General features: G+C 67.1%; 22 protein-coding genes. 14 read left to right on the top strand and 8 right to left on the bottom strand.

Features of this window, described 5'->3' with window-relative positions; genetic code table 11:
• Window positions 1–30 precede the first annotated feature (30 nt).
• From AX676_RS02205 to AX676_RS17615, 5 genes are all read right to left on the bottom strand, one after another.
• Window positions 31–600, bottom strand: a complete 570-nt coding sequence (locus AX676_RS02205) for a GNAT family N-acetyltransferase (protein WP_066482614.1) — start codon at window positions 598–600, stop codon at window positions 31–33.
• Window positions 601–604: 4 nt separating this feature from the next.
• The gene (gene gpmA, locus AX676_RS02200; RefSeq protein ID WP_066482612.1) at window positions 605–1,291 is read right to left on the bottom strand and encodes a 2,3-diphosphoglycerate-dependent phosphoglycerate mutase; all 687 of its coding nucleotides are present in this window, start codon (window positions 1,289–1,291) and stop codon (window positions 605–607) included.
• Window positions 1,292–1,403: 112 nt separating this feature from the next.
• Window positions 1,404–4,397, bottom strand: a complete 2,994-nt coding sequence (locus AX676_RS02195; protein ID WP_066482610.1) for a TonB-dependent receptor domain-containing protein — start codon at window positions 4,395–4,397, stop codon at window positions 1,404–1,406.
• Window positions 4,398–4,598: 201 nt separating this feature from the next.
• Window positions 4,599–5,717 (bottom strand): M14 family metallopeptidase, encoded by a 1,119-nt coding sequence (locus tag AX676_RS02190; protein WP_066482607.1) that lies wholly within the window; start codon window positions 5,715–5,717, stop codon window positions 4,599–4,601.
• Window positions 5,714–6,334, bottom strand: coding sequence for a DUF4136 domain-containing protein (locus AX676_RS17615; RefSeq protein ID WP_066482605.1), 621 nt, complete (start codon window positions 6,332–6,334; stop codon window positions 5,714–5,716). The genes AX676_RS02190 and AX676_RS17615 overlap by 4 nt, the downstream gene beginning before the upstream one ends.
• 185 nt (window positions 6,335–6,519) lie before the next feature.
• On the opposite strand from AX676_RS17615, the gene ykgO reads away from it, so the two are divergent.
• The 4 genes from ykgO (at window position 6,520) to AX676_RS02165 (ending at window position 10,793) form a co-directional block, all read left to right on the top strand.
• Entirely contained in the window at window positions 6,520–6,645 is a 126-nt protein-coding gene (ykgO, locus tag AX676_RS02180) for a type B 50S ribosomal protein L36 (RefSeq protein ID WP_066482602.1), read from the top strand.
• Between the two features lie 92 nt (window positions 6,646–6,737).
• Complete coding sequence (locus AX676_RS02175; protein WP_066482599.1) at window positions 6,738–7,358, top strand: HAD family hydrolase; 621 nt, start codon at window positions 6,738–6,740, stop codon at window positions 7,356–7,358.
• A 133-nt stretch (window positions 7,359–7,491) separates the two neighbouring features.
• Window positions 7,492–9,597, top strand: coding sequence for a TonB-dependent siderophore receptor (locus tag AX676_RS02170; protein ID WP_066482597.1), 2,106 nt, complete (start codon window positions 7,492–7,494; stop codon window positions 9,595–9,597).
• 5 nt (window positions 9,598–9,602) lie between these two features.
• Window positions 9,603–10,793: a PepSY-associated TM helix domain-containing protein gene (locus AX676_RS02165; protein ID WP_066482595.1), complete on the top strand. Its 1,191-nt coding sequence runs from the start codon at window positions 9,603–9,605 to the stop codon at window positions 10,791–10,793.
• Window positions 10,794–10,823: 30 nt separating this feature from the next.
• On the opposite strand, the gene pyk is transcribed toward AX676_RS02165, so the two are convergent.
• Window positions 10,824–12,296, bottom strand: a complete 1,473-nt coding sequence (gene pyk / locus AX676_RS02160; RefSeq protein ID WP_066482593.1) for a pyruvate kinase — start codon at window positions 12,294–12,296, stop codon at window positions 10,824–10,826.
• Between the two features lie 76 nt (window positions 12,297–12,372).
• Here pyk and AX676_RS02155 point away from each other — a divergent pair, with 76 nt between their 5' ends.
• From AX676_RS02155 to AX676_RS02125, 7 genes are all read left to right on the top strand, one after another.
• On the top strand, window positions 12,373–12,753 hold the full coding sequence (locus AX676_RS02155) for a DUF1244 domain-containing protein (RefSeq protein ID WP_066482589.1): 381 nt from the start codon (window positions 12,373–12,375) through the stop codon (window positions 12,751–12,753).
• 35 nt (window positions 12,754–12,788) lie between these two features.
• Window positions 12,789–14,108: a metal-dependent hydrolase family protein gene (locus AX676_RS02150; RefSeq protein ID WP_066482580.1), complete on the top strand. Its 1,320-nt coding sequence runs from the start codon at window positions 12,789–12,791 to the stop codon at window positions 14,106–14,108.
• Window positions 14,109–14,182: 74 nt separating this feature from the next.
• On the top strand, window positions 14,183–14,422 hold the full coding sequence (locus tag AX676_RS02145; protein ID WP_066482577.1) for a DUF2312 domain-containing protein: 240 nt from the start codon (window positions 14,183–14,185) through the stop codon (window positions 14,420–14,422).
• A 24-nt stretch (window positions 14,423–14,446) separates the two neighbouring features.
• The gene (locus tag AX676_RS02140) at window positions 14,447–14,770 is read left to right on the top strand and encodes a heavy metal-binding domain-containing protein (protein WP_066482575.1); all 324 of its coding nucleotides are present in this window, start codon (window positions 14,447–14,449) and stop codon (window positions 14,768–14,770) included.
• 33 nt (window positions 14,771–14,803) lie between these two features.
• Window positions 14,804–15,547, top strand: coding sequence for a YebC/PmpR family DNA-binding transcriptional regulator (locus tag AX676_RS02135; RefSeq protein WP_066482572.1), 744 nt, complete (start codon window positions 14,804–14,806; stop codon window positions 15,545–15,547).
• Window positions 15,548–15,768: 221 nt separating this feature from the next.
• Window positions 15,769–16,257 carry a crossover junction endodeoxyribonuclease RuvC gene (gene ruvC / locus AX676_RS02130; RefSeq protein WP_066482569.1) on the top strand — a complete coding sequence of 163 codons (489 nt, stop codon included), beginning with the start codon at window positions 15,769–15,771 and terminating at the stop codon, window positions 16,255–16,257.
• Between the two features lie 83 nt (window positions 16,258–16,340).
• A complete protein-coding gene (locus AX676_RS02125) occupies window positions 16,341–17,654 on the top strand; it encodes a methyltransferase family protein (RefSeq protein ID WP_156437836.1) in 1,314 nt (437 codons plus the stop codon).
• Window positions 17,655–18,204: 550 nt separating this feature from the next.
• Here the strand turns inward: AX676_RS02125 and AX676_RS02120 are convergent.
• Window positions 18,205–19,578, bottom strand: coding sequence for a glutamate--cysteine ligase (locus tag AX676_RS02120; RefSeq protein WP_066482567.1), 1,374 nt, complete (start codon window positions 19,576–19,578; stop codon window positions 18,205–18,207).
• A gap of 43 nt (window positions 19,579–19,621) precedes the next feature.
• Window positions 19,622–20,368: a 16S rRNA (uracil(1498)-N(3))-methyltransferase gene (locus AX676_RS02115; RefSeq protein WP_066482565.1), complete on the bottom strand. Its 747-nt coding sequence runs from the start codon at window positions 20,366–20,368 to the stop codon at window positions 19,622–19,624.
• Between the two features lie 151 nt (window positions 20,369–20,519).
• On the opposite strand from AX676_RS02115, the gene ubiA reads away from it, so the two are divergent.
• Genes ubiA through AX676_RS02100 form a run of 3 tightly spaced genes read left to right on the top strand, consistent with a single transcriptional unit; the run spans window position 20,520 to window position 23,617 of the window.
• Window positions 20,520–21,440, top strand: coding sequence for a 4-hydroxybenzoate octaprenyltransferase (gene ubiA / locus AX676_RS02110; RefSeq protein ID WP_066482562.1), 921 nt, complete (start codon window positions 20,520–20,522; stop codon window positions 21,438–21,440).
• Between the two features lie 31 nt (window positions 21,441–21,471).
• Window positions 21,472–22,818, top strand: a complete 1,347-nt coding sequence (locus tag AX676_RS02105) for a TldD/PmbA family protein (protein WP_066482557.1) — start codon at window positions 21,472–21,474, stop codon at window positions 22,816–22,818.
• Window positions 22,811–23,617, top strand: a complete 807-nt coding sequence (locus AX676_RS02100; RefSeq protein ID WP_066482552.1) for a 3'(2'),5'-bisphosphate nucleotidase CysQ — start codon at window positions 22,811–22,813, stop codon at window positions 23,615–23,617. Before AX676_RS02105 ends, AX676_RS02100 begins: the two co-directional genes overlap by 8 nt.
• Window positions 23,618–23,623 lie beyond the last annotated feature (6 nt).

Genomic DNA, 23,623 nt, shown 5'->3' with positions numbered 1-23,623 from the left:
CCCGGAGCCCGAATTCAGGAAGCGCAGCCTCTAGAGCGCGTCGGGGGGTGGGGCAAGGACGGATGCCGCCGCGCCGATCGCGCGGGTCATGCGCAGCAACGGGACCGGCTCGCCGCCGCGATGCTCCGTCACGGCTTCGACCGGGCGGTATCCTGCGGCGCGATAGAGCGGCACGCCGGCCATCGTCGCCATCAGCTCGGCCCGGGTGAAGCCTTCGCCGACCGCTGCGCGCTCGCAGGCAGCCAGGATCATGCGTCCGACGCCGCGCCGGGCATGGCGGGGATCAGTGTACATCGCCCGGATGCGCGCAGCGTCGGTCGCGGGGTCGAGCAGACGCGGCTCGCGCAGCGTCGTGCTGGCATCGCTGCCGTACAGGGTGGCACGCCGGCTCCATCCGCCGCATCCGGCCAGGTCGCCGGCGGCTTCCACCACGAAATAGGTGCCGTCGGCGATGAGCTGGCTATCGAGCCCCATCACCGCGCGGCTCGCCTCGATCTGGGCCGGGGTCAGGAAATCGCGCTGCAGCGTGGCGATTGCCCGCGCCATCAGCCCGCGCAGCGCGTCGAGGTCATTCGCGCGCGCGGGGCGCAGCGCGAGCATGCCGTTACCGCTCGTTCAGATAATAGCGGTCGGTCGCGCCCAGCTGATCGTCCAGTTCATAGACAATCGGCTGGCCGGTGGGGATTTCCAGACCCGTGATGTCGGCGTCGGAGATGCCCGAGAGATGCTTGACCAGCGCGCGCAGCGAATTGCCGTGGGCGGATATGACGACGCGCTTGCCCGCGCGCAGTTCGGGCGCGATCCGCGCTTCCCAATAGGGCAGAACGCGCGCAATCGTGTCCTTCAGGCTCTCGGTCGCCGGGACCGCGATGCCGGCATAGCGCCGATCGTTCGAGAGATCGAACGCGCCGCCCGGTTCCATCGGCGGTGGCGGCACGTCGAAGCTGCGCCGCCACACATGCACCTGTTCCTCACCGTGCTTCGCCGCGGTTTCGGCCTTGTTGAGCCCGGTCAGCCCGCCGTAATGGCGCTCATTGAGCCGCCAGTCCTTCTCGACCGGCAGCCACAGCCGCCCCATTTCCTCCAGCACCAGGTTGAGCGTGCGGATCGCGCGCGACTGGAGACTGGTAAAGCACAGATCGAAATCGAGGCCCTTTTCCGCGAGCAGCTGCCCGGCCGCGCGCGCCTCCGCGACGCCCTGGTCAGTCAGGTCGACATCCCACCAGCCGGTGAAGCGGTTTTCCAGGTTCCACGCCGACTGGCCGTGGCGGATCAGGACGAGCTGGGGCATGGTCTGGAGCCTTTTCGAACGGATAGGTGTCGACGCTCCCTAAACGCTGAAACGGGAAGGACAAGGTTTTGCCTCATCCTCCCCGTTTCATCGGGCCCGTCTTGCGCCGGAGTTAGAAGCGGATGCGTCCGCCCGCATAGAAGCGGCGGCCGAACACGTCATAGACGCCCGCGGCGGTGTCGGTGCCGGTCACGTTGAACACCGACCCCGACAGGATGTTCGGCGCGTCATTGTCGAGCAGATTGTCGACGCCGACATAGAACTCGTACGTCTTCGCCGCAGTCCAGCTCAACTGGGTGTCGAGATAGAATTGCGCCGGAACCGTGATGTCCTCGGCTTCCAGCCCATAGGCTTCGAGCGTCAGGTCATCTTCCGCGGACCGGCCGATATAGGTGCCGGTCACGTTCCACCGGAAATCATCGTCGGCATAGTTGAACGATGCGGTGAACCGGTCCTTGGCCGAACCGATTTCGCCGGCAAAGTCGTCGCGCTGACCTCCTTCGAGCGGGATGACATAACCCTTGAGCAGGTGGGTATAGGCGACGCGCAGGCCGATCGTGCCGGTATCCGACAGCACCCGCACCGGGGTGTTCCAGGTCACGACCGCGTCGATGCCCTCGGTCGCCGCCGACCCACCGTTGATGAGCGGCGCGTCGATGAACTCGAGCGACCCCGCGCTGTTCGATGCGGTCGGCGTCGCGCGGCGCTGGATGAGGTCGCAGAAGTCCTGGTCGCCGGCTTCATAGCATTGCGCGAGCGTGAACTGGCGCGGGGCCGAGGTGATGTAATCCTCGACGTCGATGTTGAAGTAATCGACCGACAGGCTCAGCCGCTCGAAAATGCCGCCCAGCTGGCGCGGTGCCAGCACCGCCCCGAAGGTGTAGGAGCGCGACTTTTCCTCGTTCAGGTCGGGATTGCCGCTGTTGAAGCCGCTGATCCCCTGAACGTCGGGCTGGGTGAGGGTGAAGGTGCCGTTGGCCGCGATGTTGGCCAGCACGCCGGGTGCCGCACGGCAATTGTCGCCGATCGTGCCGCCGCCCGTCGCACCGATGCCCTCGCACGGATCCTGAAGACCGGTGGGGAAGGTCTGCGACGGACCGGTGAACAGCTCGCCGATGTTTGGCGCGCGCACCGAACGGGCATAGGTGCCGCGCACGCGCAGGCCGTCAAACGGCTCCCAGTCGCCGCCGACATTCCAGGTATAGACCGTGCCGACCGTCGAATAGTCGGAGATGCGGCCCGCCGCGGTCAGGTTGAGCGACTTGAAGAACGGGGTGTCGGCCAGCACCGGAATGCGCAACTCGCCAAAGACTTCGCGCACGTCGAACGAACCCGCCGTGTCGGGAATGGCGTTGCCGCCGTTCAGCCCGGCATTGGTCAGCGCATCGTTGTTCTCGGTGCTCGATTCCTTGCGATATTCCGCACCGACCGCGATGCCCAGCGGGCCGGCGGGCAGGTCGAACAGCTCGCCCGACAGGCTGCCCTGGATCTGCTGCTGGGTGATGCGCGTCTGAAACGACTGGGGCGCCTGAACATATTGGGCGGCCTCTGGCGTGATCGATCCGGCGCCGAACACGTTGATCGGCACGCAGCCCTGGGCCCGCGCGGTCGCGCTGGCGCAGACGGCGTCGGTGGTCGATCCGTTGTTGTTCAGGTCGTTGACGTCGGGGATCGCCGCCAGCGCGTTGGCGAAGTTGAGCACGTTCACCTGGCCGTTCGAAATCTGCGATTCCGACGTGCGGCCATAATTATAGAACACGTCCCAGCGGAACCGGTTGTCGAACAGGTCGCCTTCCAGGCCGACGACGAAGCGATAAAAGTCGCGCGACGTGCTGCCGTTGCGGGTGCCGATATCGCTCAGCCGGCGGGCGAAGGAAATGTCGCGCAGGCCGTCGCCATCCTCGTCCTGGGCGGCCGCCGCAATCGCGCCGGGCACCAGCGGGTTGAGCACCGCCACGCCGTTCACGAACGTCTCGATCGGCACCAGGCCGCCGGAGGCGGGGAAGATGTTTTCCGATCCCAGCGCGAACGGCTCGATCTCGCGCGACGAGCTGGTGTTGTTGAACGTGCCTTCGGCATAAACGCGGACGCTGTCGGTCACGTCATAATGCGCGCGTCCGGCGAACAGATAGCGTTCGACCGGCACCGCGATGGTGCGGAAGAACTGACGGTTGAAACCGTTGACGTTGGTGTTGAACCCGGTCTGCAGATTGCCCTGCGGGTCATAGGTGAAGGACTGACCCCCGGCGGTGAAGCGGCCCTGCGGCGCGAAACCGGACAGGAACGGCTCCAGCGGCGTGCCATAATCGGCGGGGTTCTCGCCCGTCGCCAGGAAGGTGTCGATATCGTCGAGCACCGTGTTGCGGCGACGGCGCGACAGCAGGCCGCCTTCGTTCGAATAGCCGGCGTGCAGCATGATGTTGCCGCGGCCATCGGCCAGGTTCGCGCCAAAGGTGATGTTCGCCTGATAGCGCGGATCATCGCCGCGTTCGGTGATGCCATATTGCGCGTTGGCTTCCAGCCCTTCGAAATTGTCGCGGTAGATGAAGTTGACCACACCCGCGACCGCGTCCGAGCCATAGATTGACGACGAACCGCCGGTCAGCGTGTCGACGCTTTGCAGGAACTGGGTCGGGATAACGTTGGTGTCGACGGTCGCCGATCCCGGCACGCCGGAAACGACGCGGCGGCCGTTGATCAGGACCAGCGTGCGCGCGGTGCCCAGGTTGCGCAGGTCGATGCTGGCGACGCCCGTGCCCGACGTCAGGAACGCGGTGTTGGTGCGTGCAAAGGTCGGCGCGCCGAACACCGGATTTTCGAGCAGCAGTTCCTGGACATTGGTGATGCCCGAATCGGTGATCTGCTGGATGGTCGTCGTCTGCACCGGCGCGATCGACGTGGCGTTGGGCGATACAATGCGCGAACCGGTCACGACGATCGCTTCGTCGCGCTGGTCCTGATCCGTCTGGGTCTCGGGCGTTTCGGCCTGCGGCTCGGCGGGGGCGGCGGGCGTCTGCTGCGCGTGGGCGGGAACGGCGATCAGCGACATGGACAGCGCCACGGCGGCGCAACCGGCCATCAGGCCGGCGTTACGCGAATACAACATTTTCTACTTCCTTACGCTACGCAACACATACACGGTCGCCGCCGGTCACCCGGCATTGACCCCCGCGCCGGCGATACGCGCCGGTTCGGGATGCGCGGCAGAAAGCAGGGATGCGCCCGCGACAAAAGCGTCAATCGACATGCGCGCGCACGGAAACCGCCGCGACTGTGGCTCTGCGGCAACAGTCGTCGGGATGAGGGCTTACAGGTCGTCGATCATCCCGGCCAGCGTGTCGAGGCAGGCGTGCGCGAGCAGCTTGCACCGGTCGGGCGACCAGCCGAATTGGGGGTCGGGCGCGGGATCATGATCCTTGAACGGCATTTCCAGCGTCATCGCGACCGCGCCGAATCGCTCGGCCAGCTGGTTGGTCGACATCGCCAGATTGGCCTTGCCCGGCTTGGCCTTTTCATAGCCGCGCTGCGTCTGGAACAGCGGCGTCGTGGCCTCCAGCGCGTGGGCGAACCGGTTGAATTTCGCACCCAGCGCATCGGTCCAGCCTGGAATCCCCTCAAACCCGGCCAGGAAGTTGGCGGGGATCGCTTCGTCGCCATGCACGTCCATCGCGAAGTCGACGCCGGTCGCGTCCATCGCCGCCAGCACGCACAGCACTTCCGGGCTGCGTTCGGCGGTGGGGGCGTGCCATTCGCGGTTGAGGTTGACGCCGGCGGCGTTGGTGCGCAGGTGCCCGCGCCGCGACCCGTCGGGGTTCATGTTGGGCACGATGTGCAGCGTCGCCGCCGCGCGCAGCCTTGCCGCGGTCGCATCCTTCGCGTCGGTCAGCTTCTCGAGCGCGCCCTCCATCCACCATTCGGCCATGCTCTCGCCGGGATGCTGGCGGCCGTAGAGCCAGACCTGCTTCGCACCGGTACCGAGTTCGAGGCAATCGATCGGCTGCCCGTCGAGCGAACGGCCGAGCGTGCGGTGGCGGACGCCTTCGCGCGCGCCGATCCGCGCGATCAGGTCGTGATGACGTTCCATCGCATAGGGCGCAAAATAGGCGAACCAGGCGACGTCGCCGCTGAACTGATGGGTGAATGACAGGACTCCGCCGGCATAATCGGTGTCGGTCATCCGCCAGTACGCACGATCGGTGCTCATCCGCGCGCGATAGCCCGGCCAGCCGAACGCATAGGCCGCGCCGCCCGCATTCAGGATCCGGAAGGTCAGCGTGCGTCCGCGCGCGCCGGCGGCGCGGAAATGGAACCATTGATAGAAATCGGACTGATGATCGGGCACGATCTCAAGGTCGATGCGGTCGCCTTCGATCGCGACCAGGCGAATATTGCCGCTGTCGAACGCGGCATTGATATCGATGCTCATTTGACCGTGATAGTGATGCCGGACTCGCCGGGAAAGTCCCTGAACAGCGCGGATGCGACCTTTTGTGCCTGGGCGATCGGCTGCGCAGCGTCGGTGCGGGCGATCGCCTGGGTCGTGGCCTTGCCGTCCCAGATCACCGTCGCGTCCCCTTGACGCCGCAACTGCACGACGATGTCGGTCGCCAGCACCTCGCGCGTGCCGCCGCCGATGCCGAAACCGACGCCGCCGCCCAGCCCGACCCCGCCGCCGCGCCGGCCGCCGCTGATCCCGCCGCCACCGACGCCGATCGACACCGGCGCGGGCTTTTCCACCGTGCCGACCGGGCGGCGCTGGAACCCGACCGCGGCGACATAGTCGGCGGTGCGCGGGTCGGCCGCGGCGGCAAAGCCCAGCCGCGCCATTTCCGCCTGTACCGCATCGGCATAGGTGCGATATTCCGGCCCGGTGGCAAGCTGGCCGCCGACCGGCTCGACCGCGACGGTGCCCGCGGGAATCGCGCCGCCCAGATGATAGCGGGTGACGTCGACCGGCCCGGCGCGCGGCGTTGTGGCGCATCCCGCCACAAGGATCGTCGCCGCCAGCGCGGTCATCGGAAGGAGGGAGCGGGTACGGAACATGGCCAGTCTCCTGTCGCGGGCAACGAACCGCCCGCCGCACCCGCTATGCGACAGAAATCGGGCGACGGCCAGCATCGCCGGGGGGACGCGCGCGGCTTGACTTGCGCGCGGCCAATCGTTAGGCGGCACGCTCTTTCCGGGCCACCCGGAACCCCGACACCTATTGAAAGCCAAGTGAGCCGGTCATGAAGATCGTCAATTCCCTCAAGTCGCTCAAGGGGCGGCACCGTGACAATCGCGTGATTCGCCGTCGCGGCCGCATCTATGTGATCAACAAGACCAATCGCCGGTTCAAGGCCCGCCAGGGCTGAACCACGATCGGTCGCGCTGAACCGGCCTGCCTCTCCCTGACCGGAGACGCGGGCCGTTTGCGTTCGTCCGCCCCCATATTGCCGAGCAGCGCATGGCATCGCCCCGGATCTCCGCCGTCATCTTCGATATCGGCAACGTCCTGTTCCGCTGGCACCCGCGCTTCCTCTATGAGCGGCTGATCGCCGACCCGGCCGCGCTTGACGCCTTCGTGCGCGATGTCGTGAACGAGGAATGGCATTTCCAGCACGACGCCGGCCGGCCGTTCGCGGAAACCTCCGCCGAGCGGATCGCACAGTTTCCCGAACATGCCGATCTGATCGCCGCCTGGGGCCCGCGCTTCAACGAAAGCCTGCCCGGCCCGGTCGACGGGATGGTCGAGATCGTCGAGCAATTGGACGCGGCGCAAGTGCCGCTGTTCGCGATCACCAACTTCTCCGCCGAGTTCTGGCCCCCGTTCCGCGCGACCCAGGCGGCCCTGTTCGACCGTTTCCGCGACATCGTCGTGTCGGGCGAGGAGCGACTGGTGAAGCCCGACCCCGCCATCTACCGCCTCGCGCTCGCCCGCTTCGGGCTGCGCGCGGAAGAAGCGATGTTCATCGACGACAACCCCGCCAATGTCGCGGCGGCGGCGGCACTCGGCATCCACGCCATCCGGTTCGAGGCGGCGGCGGGGGTGCGGGCGGAACTGCGGCGGCTCGGGCTGCTCGGCTGAAGGCGACCGGCAGGGATCAACCCCGGCTGACGAACCTCAGCCGACAGAACCGATCCGCGACAAGAAATCGCTATTGCAAATCGATCGCATTAAATTAGGGAGCATCCATCGTTCATTCAGCCGGCCGGTGTCGATGCGCATGCGTTCCCTCAAGTCCCTGTCGATCCTTTTGAGCAGTTCGCTCGGCATGGTCATTTCCAACCCGGCCGCGGCGCACATGACCGACGAGCCGGCACAGCGTTCGGACGGCAACGACATCATCGTCACCGGCCGAGCGGTCGGTTATGAAGCCGAGAACAGCGTTTCGACCCGCGACGGTGCCACCCTGCTTGAAACCCCGCAATCGGTGCAGGTGCTGACCGAGCAACTGCTGCGCGATCAGCGCGCCGACACCTTCTCGGCGCTTGCGAACGTGCCCAGCGTGCGGAACGCCGCCCCGGTCAATTTCGACGGACTGCGCGTTCAGGTGCGCGGCTTCTTTGCCCCCACCGCGCTGGACGGTCTGTTGTCGAAAGTCGGCAACGGGCCGGCGGCCAATCTCGGTCCCGACCTGACTGGCATCGAGCGCGTCGAGGTGTTGCTCGGTCCCGCATCACTGTTGTTCGGCAATTCGTCACCCGGCGGGACGATCAATTTCATCACCCGCCAGCCCGAGGACGAACCTGCCTATTTTCTGACCGGCACGGTCGGATCGTATGACTTTTACCGCGTGGAAGCGGATTTGACCGGCCCGCTCGATGCGCCGGGCCGTCTGACCTACCGGCTCAGCACCTCGTTTCGCGACCAGGGCTCGTTCCTGGAGGGCGCGAACACCCGCAACACGGTCGTGAACCCGTCACTGACCGCAAAGCTGGGCGATCGTACGCGGTTGACGGTGGAGGGGTCATACAAGCTGCTCGAACTCGACGGCCAGAATTTCGGGCTGCCCGCGGTCGGCACGATCCTGCCCAACCCCAATGGCCGCATTCCGCGCCGCCGCAATGTGAACACCGGCGGCATTGATGTCGAACAGTTCCGCATCGGCACGCGCCTGGTGCATGAGTTCAATGCGGACTGGTCAATCAGCAATATCTTCCGCTTCGTGGATACGCAGTATGATGTCGTCGGGGCAGAATTCCCCGGCACGCTGGCCGCTGATGGCCGGACCCTGCAACGCTTTCCCTTCGACGCCTTCGACCGCTATTCGGAATATCAGACGCAGACGACGCTGCGCGGCAATTTCACCACCGGCGCAGTGCGGCATTCGTTGATCGCCGGGCTGGACCTTTCAAGCTCGCGCGCCGATTTTCTGTCGATCGATTTTGATCCGTCAGGCCCGATCGACATTTTCGCCCCCGTATACGGCGCGCCGCGTGGCGCTGCGGTGTTTACCTTCGATGCGGGCAACCGCCTGAGGGAACTCGGCGTGTTTGTTCAGGACCGCATCAGCCTGGGCGATCGTTTCAGCGTTGTTCTGGGCGGTCGTTACGACACCTATGATCAGACCGACCTCGATCGCGTCGCCGACACCCGCACCGTTCAGTCCGGCAGCGCGTTCAGCCCGCGGGTCGGCGTGCTGTTTCAGCCGCGCGAGACGCTGTCGCTCTATGCCAGCTTCAGCAAGTCTTTCCAGCCGCAGACCGGACGCACCGTCAACGGCGATCCGTTCGAACCGACACGCGGCGAGCAGGTCGAAATCGGTGCCAAGGCCAAGCTGGCCGAGAGCCTGACCGGCACGGTCGCGGTCTATCAGGTCACCCAGACCAACGTCGCGACGCCCGACCCGGACAATTTCGGATTTTCCGTGCTCGACGGTGAGCAGCGCAGTCGCGGCGTTGAACTGTCGCTTGCCGGTGAAATCCTGCCGGGCTGGAATGTTCAGGCCAGCTACGCCTATCTCGACGCCGAAGTCACGCGGTCCAACGATCCCGCCGTGCTTGGCCGTCAGGTCCAGCGGACGTCGCCGCATTCCGCCAGCCTGTGGTCCAGCTATGAAATCGCATCCGGCAGACTGAAGGGGCTGGGGTTTGGCGGCGGCGTGTTTGTCGTCGATGATCGGCCCGTGACCAGCGCGAACACCTTGACCCTGCCGGGATACACCACGTTCGACGCCGTCTTGTCGTACCGGATCGATCGGTGGCGTCTGGCGATCAACGGCAAGAACCTGACCGACAGCTTCGCGTTCGATGCCTTCGGCCCCGACCGGGTGACCTATGGCGTGCCGCGCACGATCGAGTTCACCGCGTCGCTGGATTTCTAGGGGCGATGCGCCGCTCGCTCCTCTTGTCGTGGCATCGCTGGTTCGGGGTGCTCGGCGGGCTATGGTTGTTCGTGATCGCGTTTACCGGCTGCTTCCTGGTTTTCTTTGGCGAAATTGATCGCTCCCTGAACCCGGATCTTTACCGGGCGATGTCGGGTCCAGGCGCAGCGGTGAAACTGGGGCCAGCCGTCGCTGCGGCGGAGGCGGCATGGCCCGGCTCGACCGCGCGATATGTGCACCTGCCGCAAGATGCCGGCGACACGATTCGCGTCGAGTTGGCGGATCGGGCCGGACATCCCGGCGCGGTCGGCCCACAGGGTCGCCAGGTCTTTGTCGATGCTGCCAACGCCCGGGTTCAGGGCAGCCGCGTTTTCGGACAATGGACGCTGGAACGCGCCAGCATCATGCCGTTCCTGTATAAGCTTCATTATGAGCTGCACGGCGGTGCGTGGGTCTACTGGCTGCTCGGCGTGGTGGCATTGATGTGGCTGGCCGACCATCTTTTGTCGGTTCCGCTGGCGCTGCGTTCCGCCAAACGCTGGCGTGACAGCTTCCGGCTGCGTGGGGGTGCCAAGGGACATAAGCGCGTTTTCGACCTGCATCGCGCCGCCGGAATGTGGCTGTTGCCGGTTACCGCGACGCTGGCCTTCACCGGTGTCTATTTCAACCTGTACGATCAGTTCATCGCCGTGCTGAAGCCGATCAGCGCGCCGACGCCGACCGTTGCCGAGCAACGCCCGCCGCTGCCCGCGCCGCTCTATGCCCCACCGGTTGACGCCGATCAGGCATGGGCGGTCGCTCGGACTCAGGGTCAGGCGCGCTCGGCGTCGGGGCTTGTCTATCATGCCGACAAGGGGGTGTGGACGGTCTACGCCCGTGACCCGCGCGACATCATTGCCGATCTGGGCTCGCGTTATATCGCGATCGACGCGCGCACCGGTGCGCTGCTCGGTGACACGCAATATGTGCGCGGCACGGCGGGCGACGTGCTGGTCGCCTGGCAATATCCGCTGCACAGCGGCAAGGCGCTGGGATGGCCGGGGCGCATCCTGATCCTGCTGGCCGGCATCGTGACCTGCGTGCTGACGGCCACCGGCTATCTGATCTGGTGGCGCCGGGCCCGCGCCCGGCGGTTGGCTCAACGTCACGGCACGGCGGTCGCCGTCACACGACCCAGCCTGCAGCCTGCCGAATAATCACCGGAGACGGCGGGGCTTCACGTCCCCTCAGTCCCGATAGCCCTTCAGCTCATCCCCGGTGATCCCCACCACGTGCAGCACGTTGGTCGATCCCGGCGTTCCGAACGGCACGCCCGCGCAGATCACGACGCGCTCGCCCGCGCCCGCAATGCCGTGGCGCAGCGCCATGCGCTTGGCCTTGGCGACCATCTCCTCGAACGAGTTGACGTCCTTGGTCTGCACCGCGTGCACGCCCCACAACAGGCCCAGCCGCCGCGCGGTTTCCGCCTTGGGGGTCAGCACCAGGATCGGCACCGACGGCCGCTCGCGCGCGATGCGGCGCGCGGTCGATCCCGACATGGTGAAGCAGATGATCGCCTTGGCCGACACCGTCGCGGTGATCGACTTGGCGGCTTCTGCGAGCGCGTCGGCCGTGGTCGGGTCGGGGCGCAGCACGGTGAAGTGCACGCGGTCGCCATGCGCGGGGTCGCTTTCGACCGCGTGGGCGATCGCGTCCATCATCGCGACCGATTCGACCGGCCACGCGCCCGCCGCGCTTTCCGCCGACAGCATGATCGCGTCCGCGCCGTCATAGACCGCGGTCGCCACGTCGGACACTTCGGCGCGGGTGGGGGTGGGGGCGGTGATCATCGATTCGAGCATCTGGGTCGCGACGATCACCGGGCGGCCAAGCCGGCGCGAGGTCTCGACGATGCGCTTCTGCATCGGCGGCACGGTTTCCGGCGGCAATTCGACGCCCAGGTCGCCGCGCGCGACCATCACGCCGTCGCACATCTCGACGATCTCCTCCAGCCGCTCGACCGCGCTCGGCTTTTCGATCTTGGCGAGCAGCGCCGCGCGACCGCCGATCAGCCGCCGCGCCTCGGCCAGATCCTCGGGCCGCTGGACGAAGCTCAACGCGATCCAGTCGACGCCCTGGTCGACCGCGAAGGCGAGGTCGGAGCGGTCCTTTTCGGTCAGCGCCGCCAGCGGCAGCACGACGTCGGGCACGTTCAGCCCCTTGGAATTGGAAAGCGCGCCGCCGACGATCACTTCGGTGATGATCTGATCGGGATCATGGTCGGTGACGCGCAGCACCAGCTTGCCGTCGTCGAGCAACAGCCGCGCGCCGTTCTCGATCCCCTCGAAAATCTCGCGGTGGGGCAATTCGACGCGCTGGGCGTCGCCCGGCGTCTTGTCGCGATCGAGGACGAAGGTCTGGCCGCGTTCCAGCATCACCTTGCCCTCGGCGAACTTGCCGACGCGCAGCTTCGGACCCTGCAGGTCGGCGAGGATGGTCGTCGGCCGGCCGATCTTGCTTTCCAGCCCGCGGATCGCCTCGATCACAGGAATTTTCGATTCCTGGTCGCCATGGCTCATGTTGACGCGGAACGCGTCCGCGCCGGCGCGCATCAGCGCCTCGATCATTTCGGGCGTGCTGCTCGCGGGGCCGAGCGTTGCGAGTACGCGAACCTTGCGCAGGCGGGGGGGCAGGAATCGAACGGGGGCGGCCTTGGTCATGGGGAGGATGCGTCCTTGGCTTGTGCTTGCCCGCGTCTAATCCATATTTGTTGCGGATCAACCGCGGAGGACAGCGATGGACGATCTTGACCGGCTGGACGATGCGGTCGCGGCGGCGGCATTTCGGCGACTGGTGCGCCATCTGCAACATCGTGACGATGCGCAGAATGTCGATCTGATGGGTCTGGCGGGGTTTTGCCGCAACTGCCTGGCCGATTGGATCGGCGAGGCGGCGGCGGAAACCGGCGCGCCGATCGACCGCGACACCGCGCGCGCGCTGACCCATGGCATGCCCTATGCCCAGTGGAAGGCGCGCCAGCCCGAGGCGACGCCCGAGCAGATCGAGCGCATGGCGGCGAGCGTTGCGCGCAATCGCCGCGACGCCGCGCTCGATGTGGCGCTTGACGCGAGCTTCCCGGCGAGCGACCCACCTGCCATGACCGAACCGGGGCGCTGAATCGTCGGCGAACCCGGCAACTTGGGGGACGCCTGATGAAAGCCATGATCGCCACCGCGCTGCTCGCCGGCAGCCTGCTCGCCACGGCGCCCGCCGCGGCACAGAGCGCACCGTCCGCGGCGAAGATCACCTATATCCACGCCGGCCAGCTGCTCGACCGGCCAGGCCAGGCGCCGCGCGGGGCGAGCACGATCATCGTGCGCGACGGCAAGGTGGCCGAGGTCCGCGACGGGTTCGTCGCGCCGGAATCTGGCGCGAAGCTGATCGACCTGAAGGACAAGTTCGTCCTGCCCGGCCTCATCGACCTGCACGTCCATCTGTGGGGCTATCGCGGCGATCCGCTTCAGGCGCGCGCGACGGCGCTCAATCGCGAGACGACCGACGACCTGCTTTATGCGGTCGGCAATGCGCGCAAGACGATCGACGCGGGCTTTACGACGGTACGCGACCTGGGCGGCAACGCGCGCGGCATCCGCTCGCTGCGCGACGGTATCGCGCGCGGCGACGTGGCGGGCCCGACGATCGTCAATGCCGGCCAGATGATCTCTGTGACGGGTGGCCACGGCGACGGCACCAACGGCGCGCGCGAGGACATTGCCGAGATGCTGAAGGAAACGCAGATCAACATCTGCAACGGGGTCGAGGATTGCCGCCGCGCGGTGCGCCAGCAGGTCGGGCTGGGCGCGCTCTATATCAAATTCGCCGCGACCGGCGGCGTCTTGTCCAACGTCTCGGGCGGGCTGGGCCGCGCGATGACGCCGGACGAGATGCGCGCGATCATCGACACCGCGCACAATCTCGGCCGCCGCGTCGCCGCGCACAGCCATGCCGCCGAAGGGACGCAGGCGGCGGTCGAGGCTGGCGTCGACACGATCGATCACGGCACCTTCCTGGACGACGCGACGATCCGGCTGATGAAGGCAAAGGGCACCTGGCTGGTCCCGACCATGCTCGCGCCCCAGGCGGCGTTGGCGCAGGCGCGCGCCGGGCAGTTGCCGCCCGCCACCGTGCCCAAGGCGGAAGCGGCAGCGGCGGCCGCGATCGAGAGCCATCGCAAGGCGATCGCCGCCGGGGTCAAGATCGCTTTCGGCACCGATACCGGCGTTTCGCCGCATGGCGAGAATGCGCAGGAGTTCGCACTGATGGTCGCCGCCGGGATGAAGCCCGCCGACGCGATCCGCGCCGCAACGGTCAGCGCGGCGGACGTGCTGGGCCAGGCCGCGACGCTCGGTCAGCTCGCGCCCGGGTTCGAGGCTGACCTGATCGCGGTGTCGGGCAGCCCGCTCGACGACGTGACCCGGCTGGAACGCGTCGATTTCGTCATGGCCGACGGGGTTGTCCACAAGTCGCTGTGACTGGGCGGTTGCGCCGCGCGCCCCGGTTCGCCTAGACGCGCGGCAACCATTCATTCCAGCAAAGCGGGAACATCATGACGGACAATGTGTCGGCGGAACAACTGCGCCTGTTCATCGAGCGGATTGAACGGCTCGAAGAGGAAAAGCGCGGCATCGCCGACGATATCAAGGACGTGTTTGCCGAAGCCAAGTCGACCGGCTTCGACGTCAAGACCATGCGCCAGATCATCCGCCTGCGCCGCATGGAAAAGCACCACCGCGACGAAGCCGAAGCGCTGCTCGAGACCTACAAGGCGGCACTCGGCCTCGCCTGAGGCCGCTATCCGGGAGTTCTACGCATGATCCTGACCACGACCCCCGATGTCCAGGGCAAGGTGATCACCGCCTATCACGGCGTCGTCGCCGCAGAAGTCATCATGGGCGCCAACCTGTTCCGCGATCTGTTCGCCAATATCCGCGATCTGGTCGGCGGTCGGTCTAATGCGTATGAACGGCCGCTGCGCGACGCACGGGCGATGGCGATGGACGAACTCGCCGCCGAGGCGCGCGAGAAGGGCGCGAATGCTGTCGTCGGCATCGACATCGACTATGAAGTCATCGGCGACAAGGGGTCGATGCTGATGGTGTCGGTGTCGGGCACCGCGGTCACCGTCAGCGGCTGAACCGCGCGACCAGGGGCGTTACAGAGAGCGAATATGGCAGGTCATTCCAAGTTCAAGAACATCATGCACCGCAAGGGTGCGCAGGATAAAAAGCGCTCGTCGCTGTTTTCCAAGCTCAGCCGCGAAATCACCGTCGCGGCCAAGTCCGGGCTGCCCGATCCCGACATGAACCCGCGCCTGCGCGCCGCGGTCAATGCGGCCAAGGCGCAGTCGATGCCCAAGGACAATATCCAGCGCGCGATCGACAAGGCGCAGACGGCCGGCGGCGAGAATTATGAGGAAGTGCGCTATGAGGGCTTCGGTCCCGGCGGCGTGTCGCTGATCGTCGAGACGCTGACCGACAACCGCAACCGCACCGTCACCAACGTCCGGCTGGCGATCAGCAAGAATGGCGGCAATCTGGGCGCGCCGGGATCGGTCAGCCACGCCTTCGACCGGATGGGCCTCATCACCTATCCCGCCAGCGCGGGCGATGCGGAAAAGATATTCGAGGCTGCGCTGGAGGCGGGCGCGGAGGATGTCCAGTCGACCGATGACGGGCATGAAATCTGGACCGCGCAGGATGCGCTGCACGAAGTCGCCAAGGCGCTGGTGCCCGTGCTGGGCGAAAGCGAGAGCGCCAAGCTCGCCTGGCGGCCGCAGACGATGGTGACGGTCGATGAGGCCGACGCGGCGACCCTGTTCAAGCTGATCGACGCGCTCGACGACGACGACGACGTCCAGACCGTCTGGGGCAATTACGAAGTTCCCGACGAGGTGATGGAGAAGTTAGCATGATAAGGCACTTGTCAGCTCTTGAGCTTCGATCAATCGCAACTGGAGGTGGCAGCCTGCATGTGGATGGCTCACAATTTGACATGTTAGCGCTGAGATCAATCGCTACGGGGTTAGCGCGTGGTGCGACCTTGATCGTGTCGAACTCAGCGAAGTTTAGCGCTCTGGAAATGCGGTCCATTGCTACAGGCGCGGAAGAAGGCGCTACTGTACTTTTCCAGTAGATGTTGATCCTGGGCCTCGATCCCGGGCTCGGCACGACCGGCTGGGGCCTGATCCGGGCCGAGGGCAACCGGCTTTCGCACCTCGCCAACGGCCAGCTCAGGACCGATGCACAGGCCCCGCTGCCCCGGCGGCTCGCGCATCTCGATGCGATGCTCGTCGCGCTGATCGCGGCGCACGCGCCCGATGCGGCAGCGGTCGAGGAAGTGTTCGTCAACGCCAACCCCCAGTCGACGCTGAAGCTTGGTCAGGCGAGGGGAGTGGTTCTTTGCGCGGCGGCACGTGGTGGGATCGATGTCGGCGAATATGCCGCACGGCTGGTCAAAAAGGCGGTGGTCGGGGTCGGCAATGCCGAAAAGGCGCAGGTCCACGCCATGGTCGCGCGCCTGCTCCCTGGCGCGAGGATCGCCGGAGCGGACGCCGCCGACGCGCTCGCGGTCGCCATCTGCCATGCGCATCACGCCGCCAGCCGCCGCGCCGGGCTCGCCTGACCGCGCCACGGCGCGCCCCCGCGGGGGTCCTTCCGCCGGCGTCCTTCACGGCTTGCTTACCATTCGGGGCTAATCGGACGGGCATGTATCACGACGCGCCCATCGCCTCCGCGACCGCCGATCCACGCCCCGCATCCGCGGTATCGGACATGGTCGGCATGGTCGGGCTGGGCGGACTGATTGCGTGGACGATCATCGCCCGGCACTTCGGGCTGGCGGGGCCGCTCTCGGCGCTGACCAACGTGCTGGCCTGCGCGGTGCCGATGGTTCTGTGGTCGGTGTTCGTCGACAAGGTGCATCGCAACCCGTCGACCGGCATCGACTGGTCGCGCCCCCGGCCGTGGCGCGAGGTGCGCGCTATCAGCATGACCAAGCTCGCCGGGCTGTGGCTCACCTGGGCCGGCATTGCGGCGATCTATGCGGTGGTTCGCCTGTACTGGCAGGGAAACTACGCGTTCGCGATGCAATGCTTCATGGTCGCCGCGCCGGCGATGATCGTGCTGTCGATCCCCTATCTCCTGTGGCTCGACCGCTATCTGGTCGAACCTCGCGACGGCACATGGGCGCTGGGCGCCTGGCTGCTCGGCAAGGAGGAGCCGGTCGACGGCGAAGCCATCAAGCGTCACCTGCGCGCATGGGCGGTCAAGGCGTTCTTCCTCGCCTTCATGCTGTCGATCGTGCCGGGCGGATTTGCAGATTTCGTCCGCCGCGAGACGACGGGCATCTGGACCGACCCGGTCGCGCTCGCCAACTGGCTGATCACCTACATGTTCGTGATCGATGTCGCAGCGGCGACCAGCGGCTACGTGCTGACGATGCGGCCGCTCGACGCGCATATCCGCACCGCCACCCCGCATTTCGACGGATGGATCGCGGCGCTGATCTGCTACCCGCCCTTTGTGCTGATGCGCGAGGGCGGCCCGCTGGACTATCATCCCGCGACCGCCGAATGGAGCTACTGGTTTCAGGGCTTGCCCTGGATCTTGTGGATCATCGGCGCGCTGCTGGTGGTGCTGACCGCGATCTACGCCTGGGCGACGCTGGCATTCGGCATCCGCTTTTCCAACCTCACCCATCGCGGCATTCTGACCCACGGACCCTACGCGATCACGCGCCACCCGGCCTATCTGTCCAAGAACCTGTTCTGGTGGCTGGCGACGGTGCCCTTCTTCGCGACCACCGACAGCGTGGTCGACGCGGTGCGCAACACCGTGCTGCTCGCGACGGTCAGCGCGGTCTATTACTGGCGCGCGAAGACCGAGGAAAAGCATCTGGGCGAAGACCCGGCCTATCGCGAATATTACGACTGGATGACCCGCAACGGGCCGGTGCCGCGCTTCTTCGCCTGGCTGGCGGGACGGCCGGGCAAGCGGATGGGCGAAGTGCCGGCGGAATAGGTGGCGTGTCCTCGTTCGGCGCTAACCCTCGTAGATCATAAGGCAATTAGCAAACGCTTTCGGCACAAGTGCTGGGCGGCCAGAACTGAGCAGTTAGGCGCCGTCAGGATCAACAAGCGGCTTGCCGCGCTCTCCTTTCCGCCAGCGCCAAGGTAGCTCCCGACTAGCATTGAAGCCGAAGGCCACGCGCTCTCGGACACAGTTCACAAGTCGCACATCGTTAGTCGAAGAGGGAACGGACACTTCCTCCCCGGCCAGGCCGTACAGCCCCATTTCGAAGTCCGTCGAGCCGCAAGTTCGGAGCGCCTCGCCTAATTCAATGGCCGATGCTGAACGATTACCGGGATTGAACTGCGTAGGAACGTAGCCATCCGCTCCATAAACCCAAAGATAAAGGCGCTCTCGTTGTGTAGTAACAGACGTCTCGCGGGAGCAAGACGTCGTCAGAAACAATACGATCAGTATGAAACTGCGCACCCCCTATTTTGGCGGATTATCTTCGCAACCGCAATGGGTTGGGTACCGACCGGCCGTTTTATCAGTCCACGCTCTAGAACCGCGACCCTTCGTAAATCCGGCTGACATCGCCGCCCCATTCGCCGTGATAGAGATCGAGCAGCAGTTCGGCGGGCACTTTGCCGCGGCGGACAATCTCGCGCAGCGGGTCGAGATAGCCGGTTTCGTCGTCGCCTGCGCCGTTGTGGCGCGCGCGGGCAGCGAGCCCGGCATGGGCGATGTCGAGCACCTGGCCGGCAATATCGCGCAGTCTGCCGCCACCGGGCAGCGGCGCGTCGAGCGCGAGCCTGGGCACCGCGTCGCGCAACGTCTGGCGATCCTCGATCCCCCAATCCTTGACCAGATCCCACGCCGCATCGAGCGCGCCTTGGTCATAAAGCAGCCCGACCCACAACGCCGGCAGCGCGCAGATGCGGTTCCATGGCCCGCCATCGGCGCCGCGCATCTCCAGGAAGGTCTTGAGCCGCACTTCGGGAAAGGCGGTCGACAGGTGATCCGCCCAGTCGTCGATCGTCGGCTTTTCGCCCGGCAGTACCGACAGCTCGCCGTTCAGGAAGTCGCGGAACGACAGGCCCGCCGCGTCGATATAGCGTCCGTCGCGATAGACAAAATACATCGGCACATCGATCGCATAGTCGGCGTAGCGTTCATAGCCGAAGCCGTCTTCGAACACGAAGGGCAGCATCCCGGTGCGGGCCGGATCGGTGTCCGACCAGATATGGCTGCGGTAGGACAGATAGCCGTTCGGCTTGCCCTCGGTCAGCGGCGAATTGGCGAACAGCGCGGTGGCGAGCGGTTGCAGCGCCAGCCCGACGCGGAACTTCTTCACCATGTCGGCTTCGGACGAATAATCCAGGTTCACCTGGATCGTGCAGGTGCGCAGCATCATGTCGAGTCCCAGCGTGCCGACGCGCGGCATGTGGCGCAGCATGATGGCATAGCGGCCCTTGGGCATGATCGGCAGCTCGGCGCGCGTCTTGTCGGGCCACATGCCCAGCCCCAGAAATTCGATGCCGAGCCGCTGGCCGACCGCCTTGACCTGCTCCAGGTGCCGGCCGGTTTCGGCGCAGGTCTGGTGCAGATGCTGGAGCGGCGCGCCCGACAGCTCGAGCTGCCCGGCGGGTTCCAGGCTGACCGTGCCGTCGGGACCGGCGAGCGCGATCACCTTGCCGCCTTCCTCGACCGGCTTCCAGCCGAACTCGATCAGGCCGGTCAGCAGGTCGCGGATGCCGCCCGGCTCGTCATAGCTCGGCGCGTGCTGATCGGCGATCGAATAGACGAACTTTTCATGCTCGGTTCCGATCAGCCACCGCTCGCGGGGTTTCTCGCCGCCGGCGAAATAGTCGATCAGTTGCGATCGCTGTTCGATCACCGCTGCGTTGCGATCCGAAACCGTCTTGGTGCTCATGGCGCGCCCTTACTCCCGGTCGGTTTGGTGCGCTAGCGCAATCTCAGGACCAGTCGCCCGCAGCCGCCATCCACAGCCCGATCGCCGCAACCGCCGCGGTATCCGCGCGCAGGATGCGCGGACCGAGCGCGATGCCGACGGCACCCGGCGTCGCCAAAATCGCGTCGCGCTCCGCGTCGTCGAAGCCGCCCTCTGGACCGATCAGGATCGCCGCCGGCCCCGGATGCGCGCGCATCGCGTCGAGTGCGGGCGCGCCGCCGGCTTCGTCAGCGAAGAACAGGGCGCGCTCTGCTGGCCAATCCTTGAGCAACGCGGCCAGCTTCACCGGCTCGTCCAGCCGGGGAAGCGCTGTGCGCCCGCATTGCTCCGCCGCCTCGACCATGTGCGCGCCGAGCCGGTCGAGGTTGAGCTTGTCGACCACGCTGCGCCGGGTCAGCACCGGCTGGATGCGATCGACGCCCAGCTCGCACGCCTTTTCGATCACCCAGTCGATGCGACCCTTTTTGATTGGTGCGGCGCACAGCCACAGGTCGGGCACGGTTTCGCGCGGGCGCAGCAGCTCGCGCACCGCGACGTCCAGCGCGCGCTTGCCGACCGACTCGGCCACCGCCAGCCATTCGCCCGTCGCATCGTCGCACAGCTTGATCGGGTCGCCCGCCTTCAGCCGCATGACCGCGATCAGATAATGCGCCTGCGCGCCGTCGAGCGTCAGGTGCTGGCCGCTCGCGAGCGGGGCGGGGACGAACAGGCGCGGCGTCGATTGCGGTGGCCAGGCGGGGGTAGCGGGCATGGGGGTCGCCTTAGCGCGACTTTGACCGCCTTGCACCCGGCGGCTCGCCTTTGTCGTGCGCAAGGTGGTGCGAAGTCGTGCCGGCATGATAAGCGCCGCGCGCGGCATCGTCGCATGACGCCGCCCTCGCAGGAGACACCGACCAGCGTTTATGTCCCAGGCCGTTGAAACCCCGCCCGACAGCCAGTCGCTCGGCATGCTGCGCGTCCTGCCGGCGCGCGCGCGGCCGTTTGCGCTGCTCGCCCGCTTCGACCGGCCGATCGGCTGGTGGCTGCTGTTCTGGCCCGGCGCGTGGGCGATCGCGCTGGCGGGCGGTGTCGTCGACCGCTGGCCGCTGCTCGCCTGGTTCCTGCTCGGCTCGATTGCGATGCGGGGTGCGGGCTGTGTCTATAACGACATCGTCGACCGCGATCTCGACGCCCGCGTCGCGCGCACGCGCAGCCGCCCGCTGGCGAGCGGCGCGGTGTCGCTGCGCGCCGCATGGCTCTGGCTGGCGACGCTGTGCCTGATCGGCCTGGTCGTATGGGTCCAGCTCGGCTGGCCGTCGCGCCTCGTGGCATTGGCCAGCCTGGGGCTGGTGGCGGCCTATCCGTTCATGAAACGCGTCACCTGGTGGCCGCAGGCGTGGCTCGGCCTGGTCTTTGCCTGGGCTGCGCCCGTTGCGTGGGTGGAGGTCGCTGGTGGCCTGACCTGGGCCGGCGCGCTGCTTTATGCCGGCGCGATCGCGTGGGTGATCGGCTACGACACGATCTATGCGCTGCAGGATGTCGAGGACGACGCGCTGGTCGGCGTGCGATCGTCGGCGCGGCGGCTGGGCGCGCGCGTGCGCGGCGGGGTTGGGCTGTTCTACGCGCTCGCGCTCGCATTCTGGGCGGGTGCGTTCTGGTCGATCCGGCCCGATCCGCTGGCGATCGCCGCATTGGCGCCGGCGGCGCTGCATCTCGGCTGGCAGGTCGCGACGCTCGACCGCGACGACGGCGCGAGCGCGCTGGCGCGGTTCCGGTCGAACCGCACCGCTGGGCTGCTGATGTTCGCCGCCGCGTTCGTCGTCGGGACCACGGCAGGGCTTTGACGATCGTGCCCCGCGCTCCTAAGTCGCTGCGATGCTGACCCCCCAAATTGCCCAGGATCGTGCCGCCGCCGCGATCACCCAGGTCGTCGCCGCCGGTGCCGACGCCGCCGATGCGGTGCTGATCGCCGACACATCGGTGTCGGTATCGGTGCGGCTCGGCAAGCTTGAGGATGTGGGGCGGTCCGAAGGTGCCGAGCTAGGCCTGCGCGCCTTTGTCGGCCAGCGGTCGGCCAGCGTTTCCACCGCCGACCTGTCCGACGACGCGCTGCGCGAGCTTGCCGGGCGCGTCGTGGCGATGGCGCGCGCCGCGCCGGAAGACCCTTGGGCGGGCCTGGCGCCGGCGGATCGCCTGTTGCATGGGGCGCCGCCGCTCCTCGACCTGGACGATGGGGGCGAGGGGGACCCCGCCACGCTCAAGGCGCGCGCCCTTGCGGCGGAGGACGCCGCGCGCGCGGTGCCGGGGATCACCAACAGCGATGGTGGCAGCGCCAGCTTCGGCCGGTCGACGGTCGCGCTCGCGACCAGTCATGGCTTTGCGGGCAGCTACAGTGCGACGAGCTATGGCGTATCGGCCAGCGTCCACGCCGGGCCGACCGGCGACATGCGCGGCGACTATGCCTTTCATTCCGCGCGCCACGAAAAGAGGCTGGAAGCGCCCGAGATGGTCGGGCGGCGTGCCGGCGAGCGGACGGTCAGGCGGCTGAACCCGGTGCGCATCGCCAGCGGCACGATGCCGGTCGCGTTCGATCCGCGCGTCGGGGGCAGCCTGCTCGGCCATCTGGTCGGCGCGATTGCGGGCACCGCGATCACGCGCCGGACCAGCTTTCTGCTCGATGCGCTGGCGACCCAGATCTTCGCGAGCGGCATCGGCATCGTCGACGATCCGCATCTGCCCCATGGCCTGCGATCACGGCCTTTCGATGGCGAAGGGCTGCCGGTGTCGCCGACGCGGATCGTCGATCGCGGAGTGCTGCAGACCTGGCTGCTCGACAGCGCGTCGGCGCGGCAACTCGGGCTTGAGCCCACGGGTCATGCATCACGCGGCCTGTCCGGCGCACCGGGCGTGGGGACGACCAACCTCTATCTCGAACCCGGCATGGTGCCGCCCGACGCGCTGATCGCCGACATCGACCGCGGCATCTATGTCACCTCGCTGATCGGACAGGGGGTGAACGGCGTGACCGGCGACTATAGCCGGGGGGCGTCGGGTTTCGTGATCGAGAACGGCACGATCGGCGCGCCGGTTGAGGAGATCACGATCGCCAGCAACCTCAAGGATATGTTCGCCGCGCTCACCCCTGCCAACGATCTCGAGTTTCGCTACGGCATCAACGTGCCGACGCTGCGCATCGACGCGATGACGGTCGCCGGTGGCTGAGGCGCTGGCCGAACGGGTCAGCGCAATTGCCGCGGAGGCCGGGCGGCTGGCCATGTCGCGCTGGCGCGGCGATTTTGAACGTTGGGAGAAATCGCCGGGCAATCCCGTGTCCGAGGTCGATCTGGCCGTCGATCGGCTGTTGCGCGCGCGGCTCGCCGCGCTGCTGCCCGACGCCGGCTGGCTGTCGGAGGAGACGTTCGACGATTCGTCGCGGCTGCGGGCGCAGCGGGTCTGGGTGGTCGACCCGATCGACGGCACCCGCGATTTCGTCCGCGGGCGCGATGGCTGGGCGGTATCGATCGCGCTGGTCGATCGCGGCCAGCCGGTGGTCGCGGTGCTCGAGGCCCCGGCGCGGGGCGAAAGCTGGCGCGCGGAACGGGGGCGGGGGGCGTGGCGCGGCGATCGGGCAGTCCAGGCGAGCGCGCGCGATCTGCTCGCGGGTGCGCGGGTGCCGACCGATCAGTTGCCGCGTGCCGATATGGACCTGGTCGCGGTCGCCAAGCCGAACTCGATTGCGCTCAGGATCGCGATGATCGCCGCGGGCGACGCGGATCTGCTGGCGACGCTGCGTTGGGGCGCGGAATGGGACATTGCCGCGGCCGTCTTGATCGCGCGTGAGGCCGGCGCGATCGTCACCGACGCGCTGGGGCGCAAGCTGCGCTTCAATACGCCGCGCGGCGAGGCGTTCGGCGTGCTGGCCAGCGCGCCCGGCATCCATGACGCCGCGGTCGAATGGCTGCGCGCACGGGCCGTGGCGGGCCTGGCCGCGCCCGAATTGAAGGCCGGTCGCGCGGGATGAATCGCG

Source organism: Sphingomonas sp. CCH21-G11, assembly GCF_001555965.1.
Lineage (GTDB): Bacteria > Pseudomonadota > Alphaproteobacteria > Sphingomonadales > Sphingomonadaceae > Sphingomonas.
Note: the sequence above shows the minus strand (reverse complement) of the source record. Positions and strands in the feature narration are given on the sequence as shown.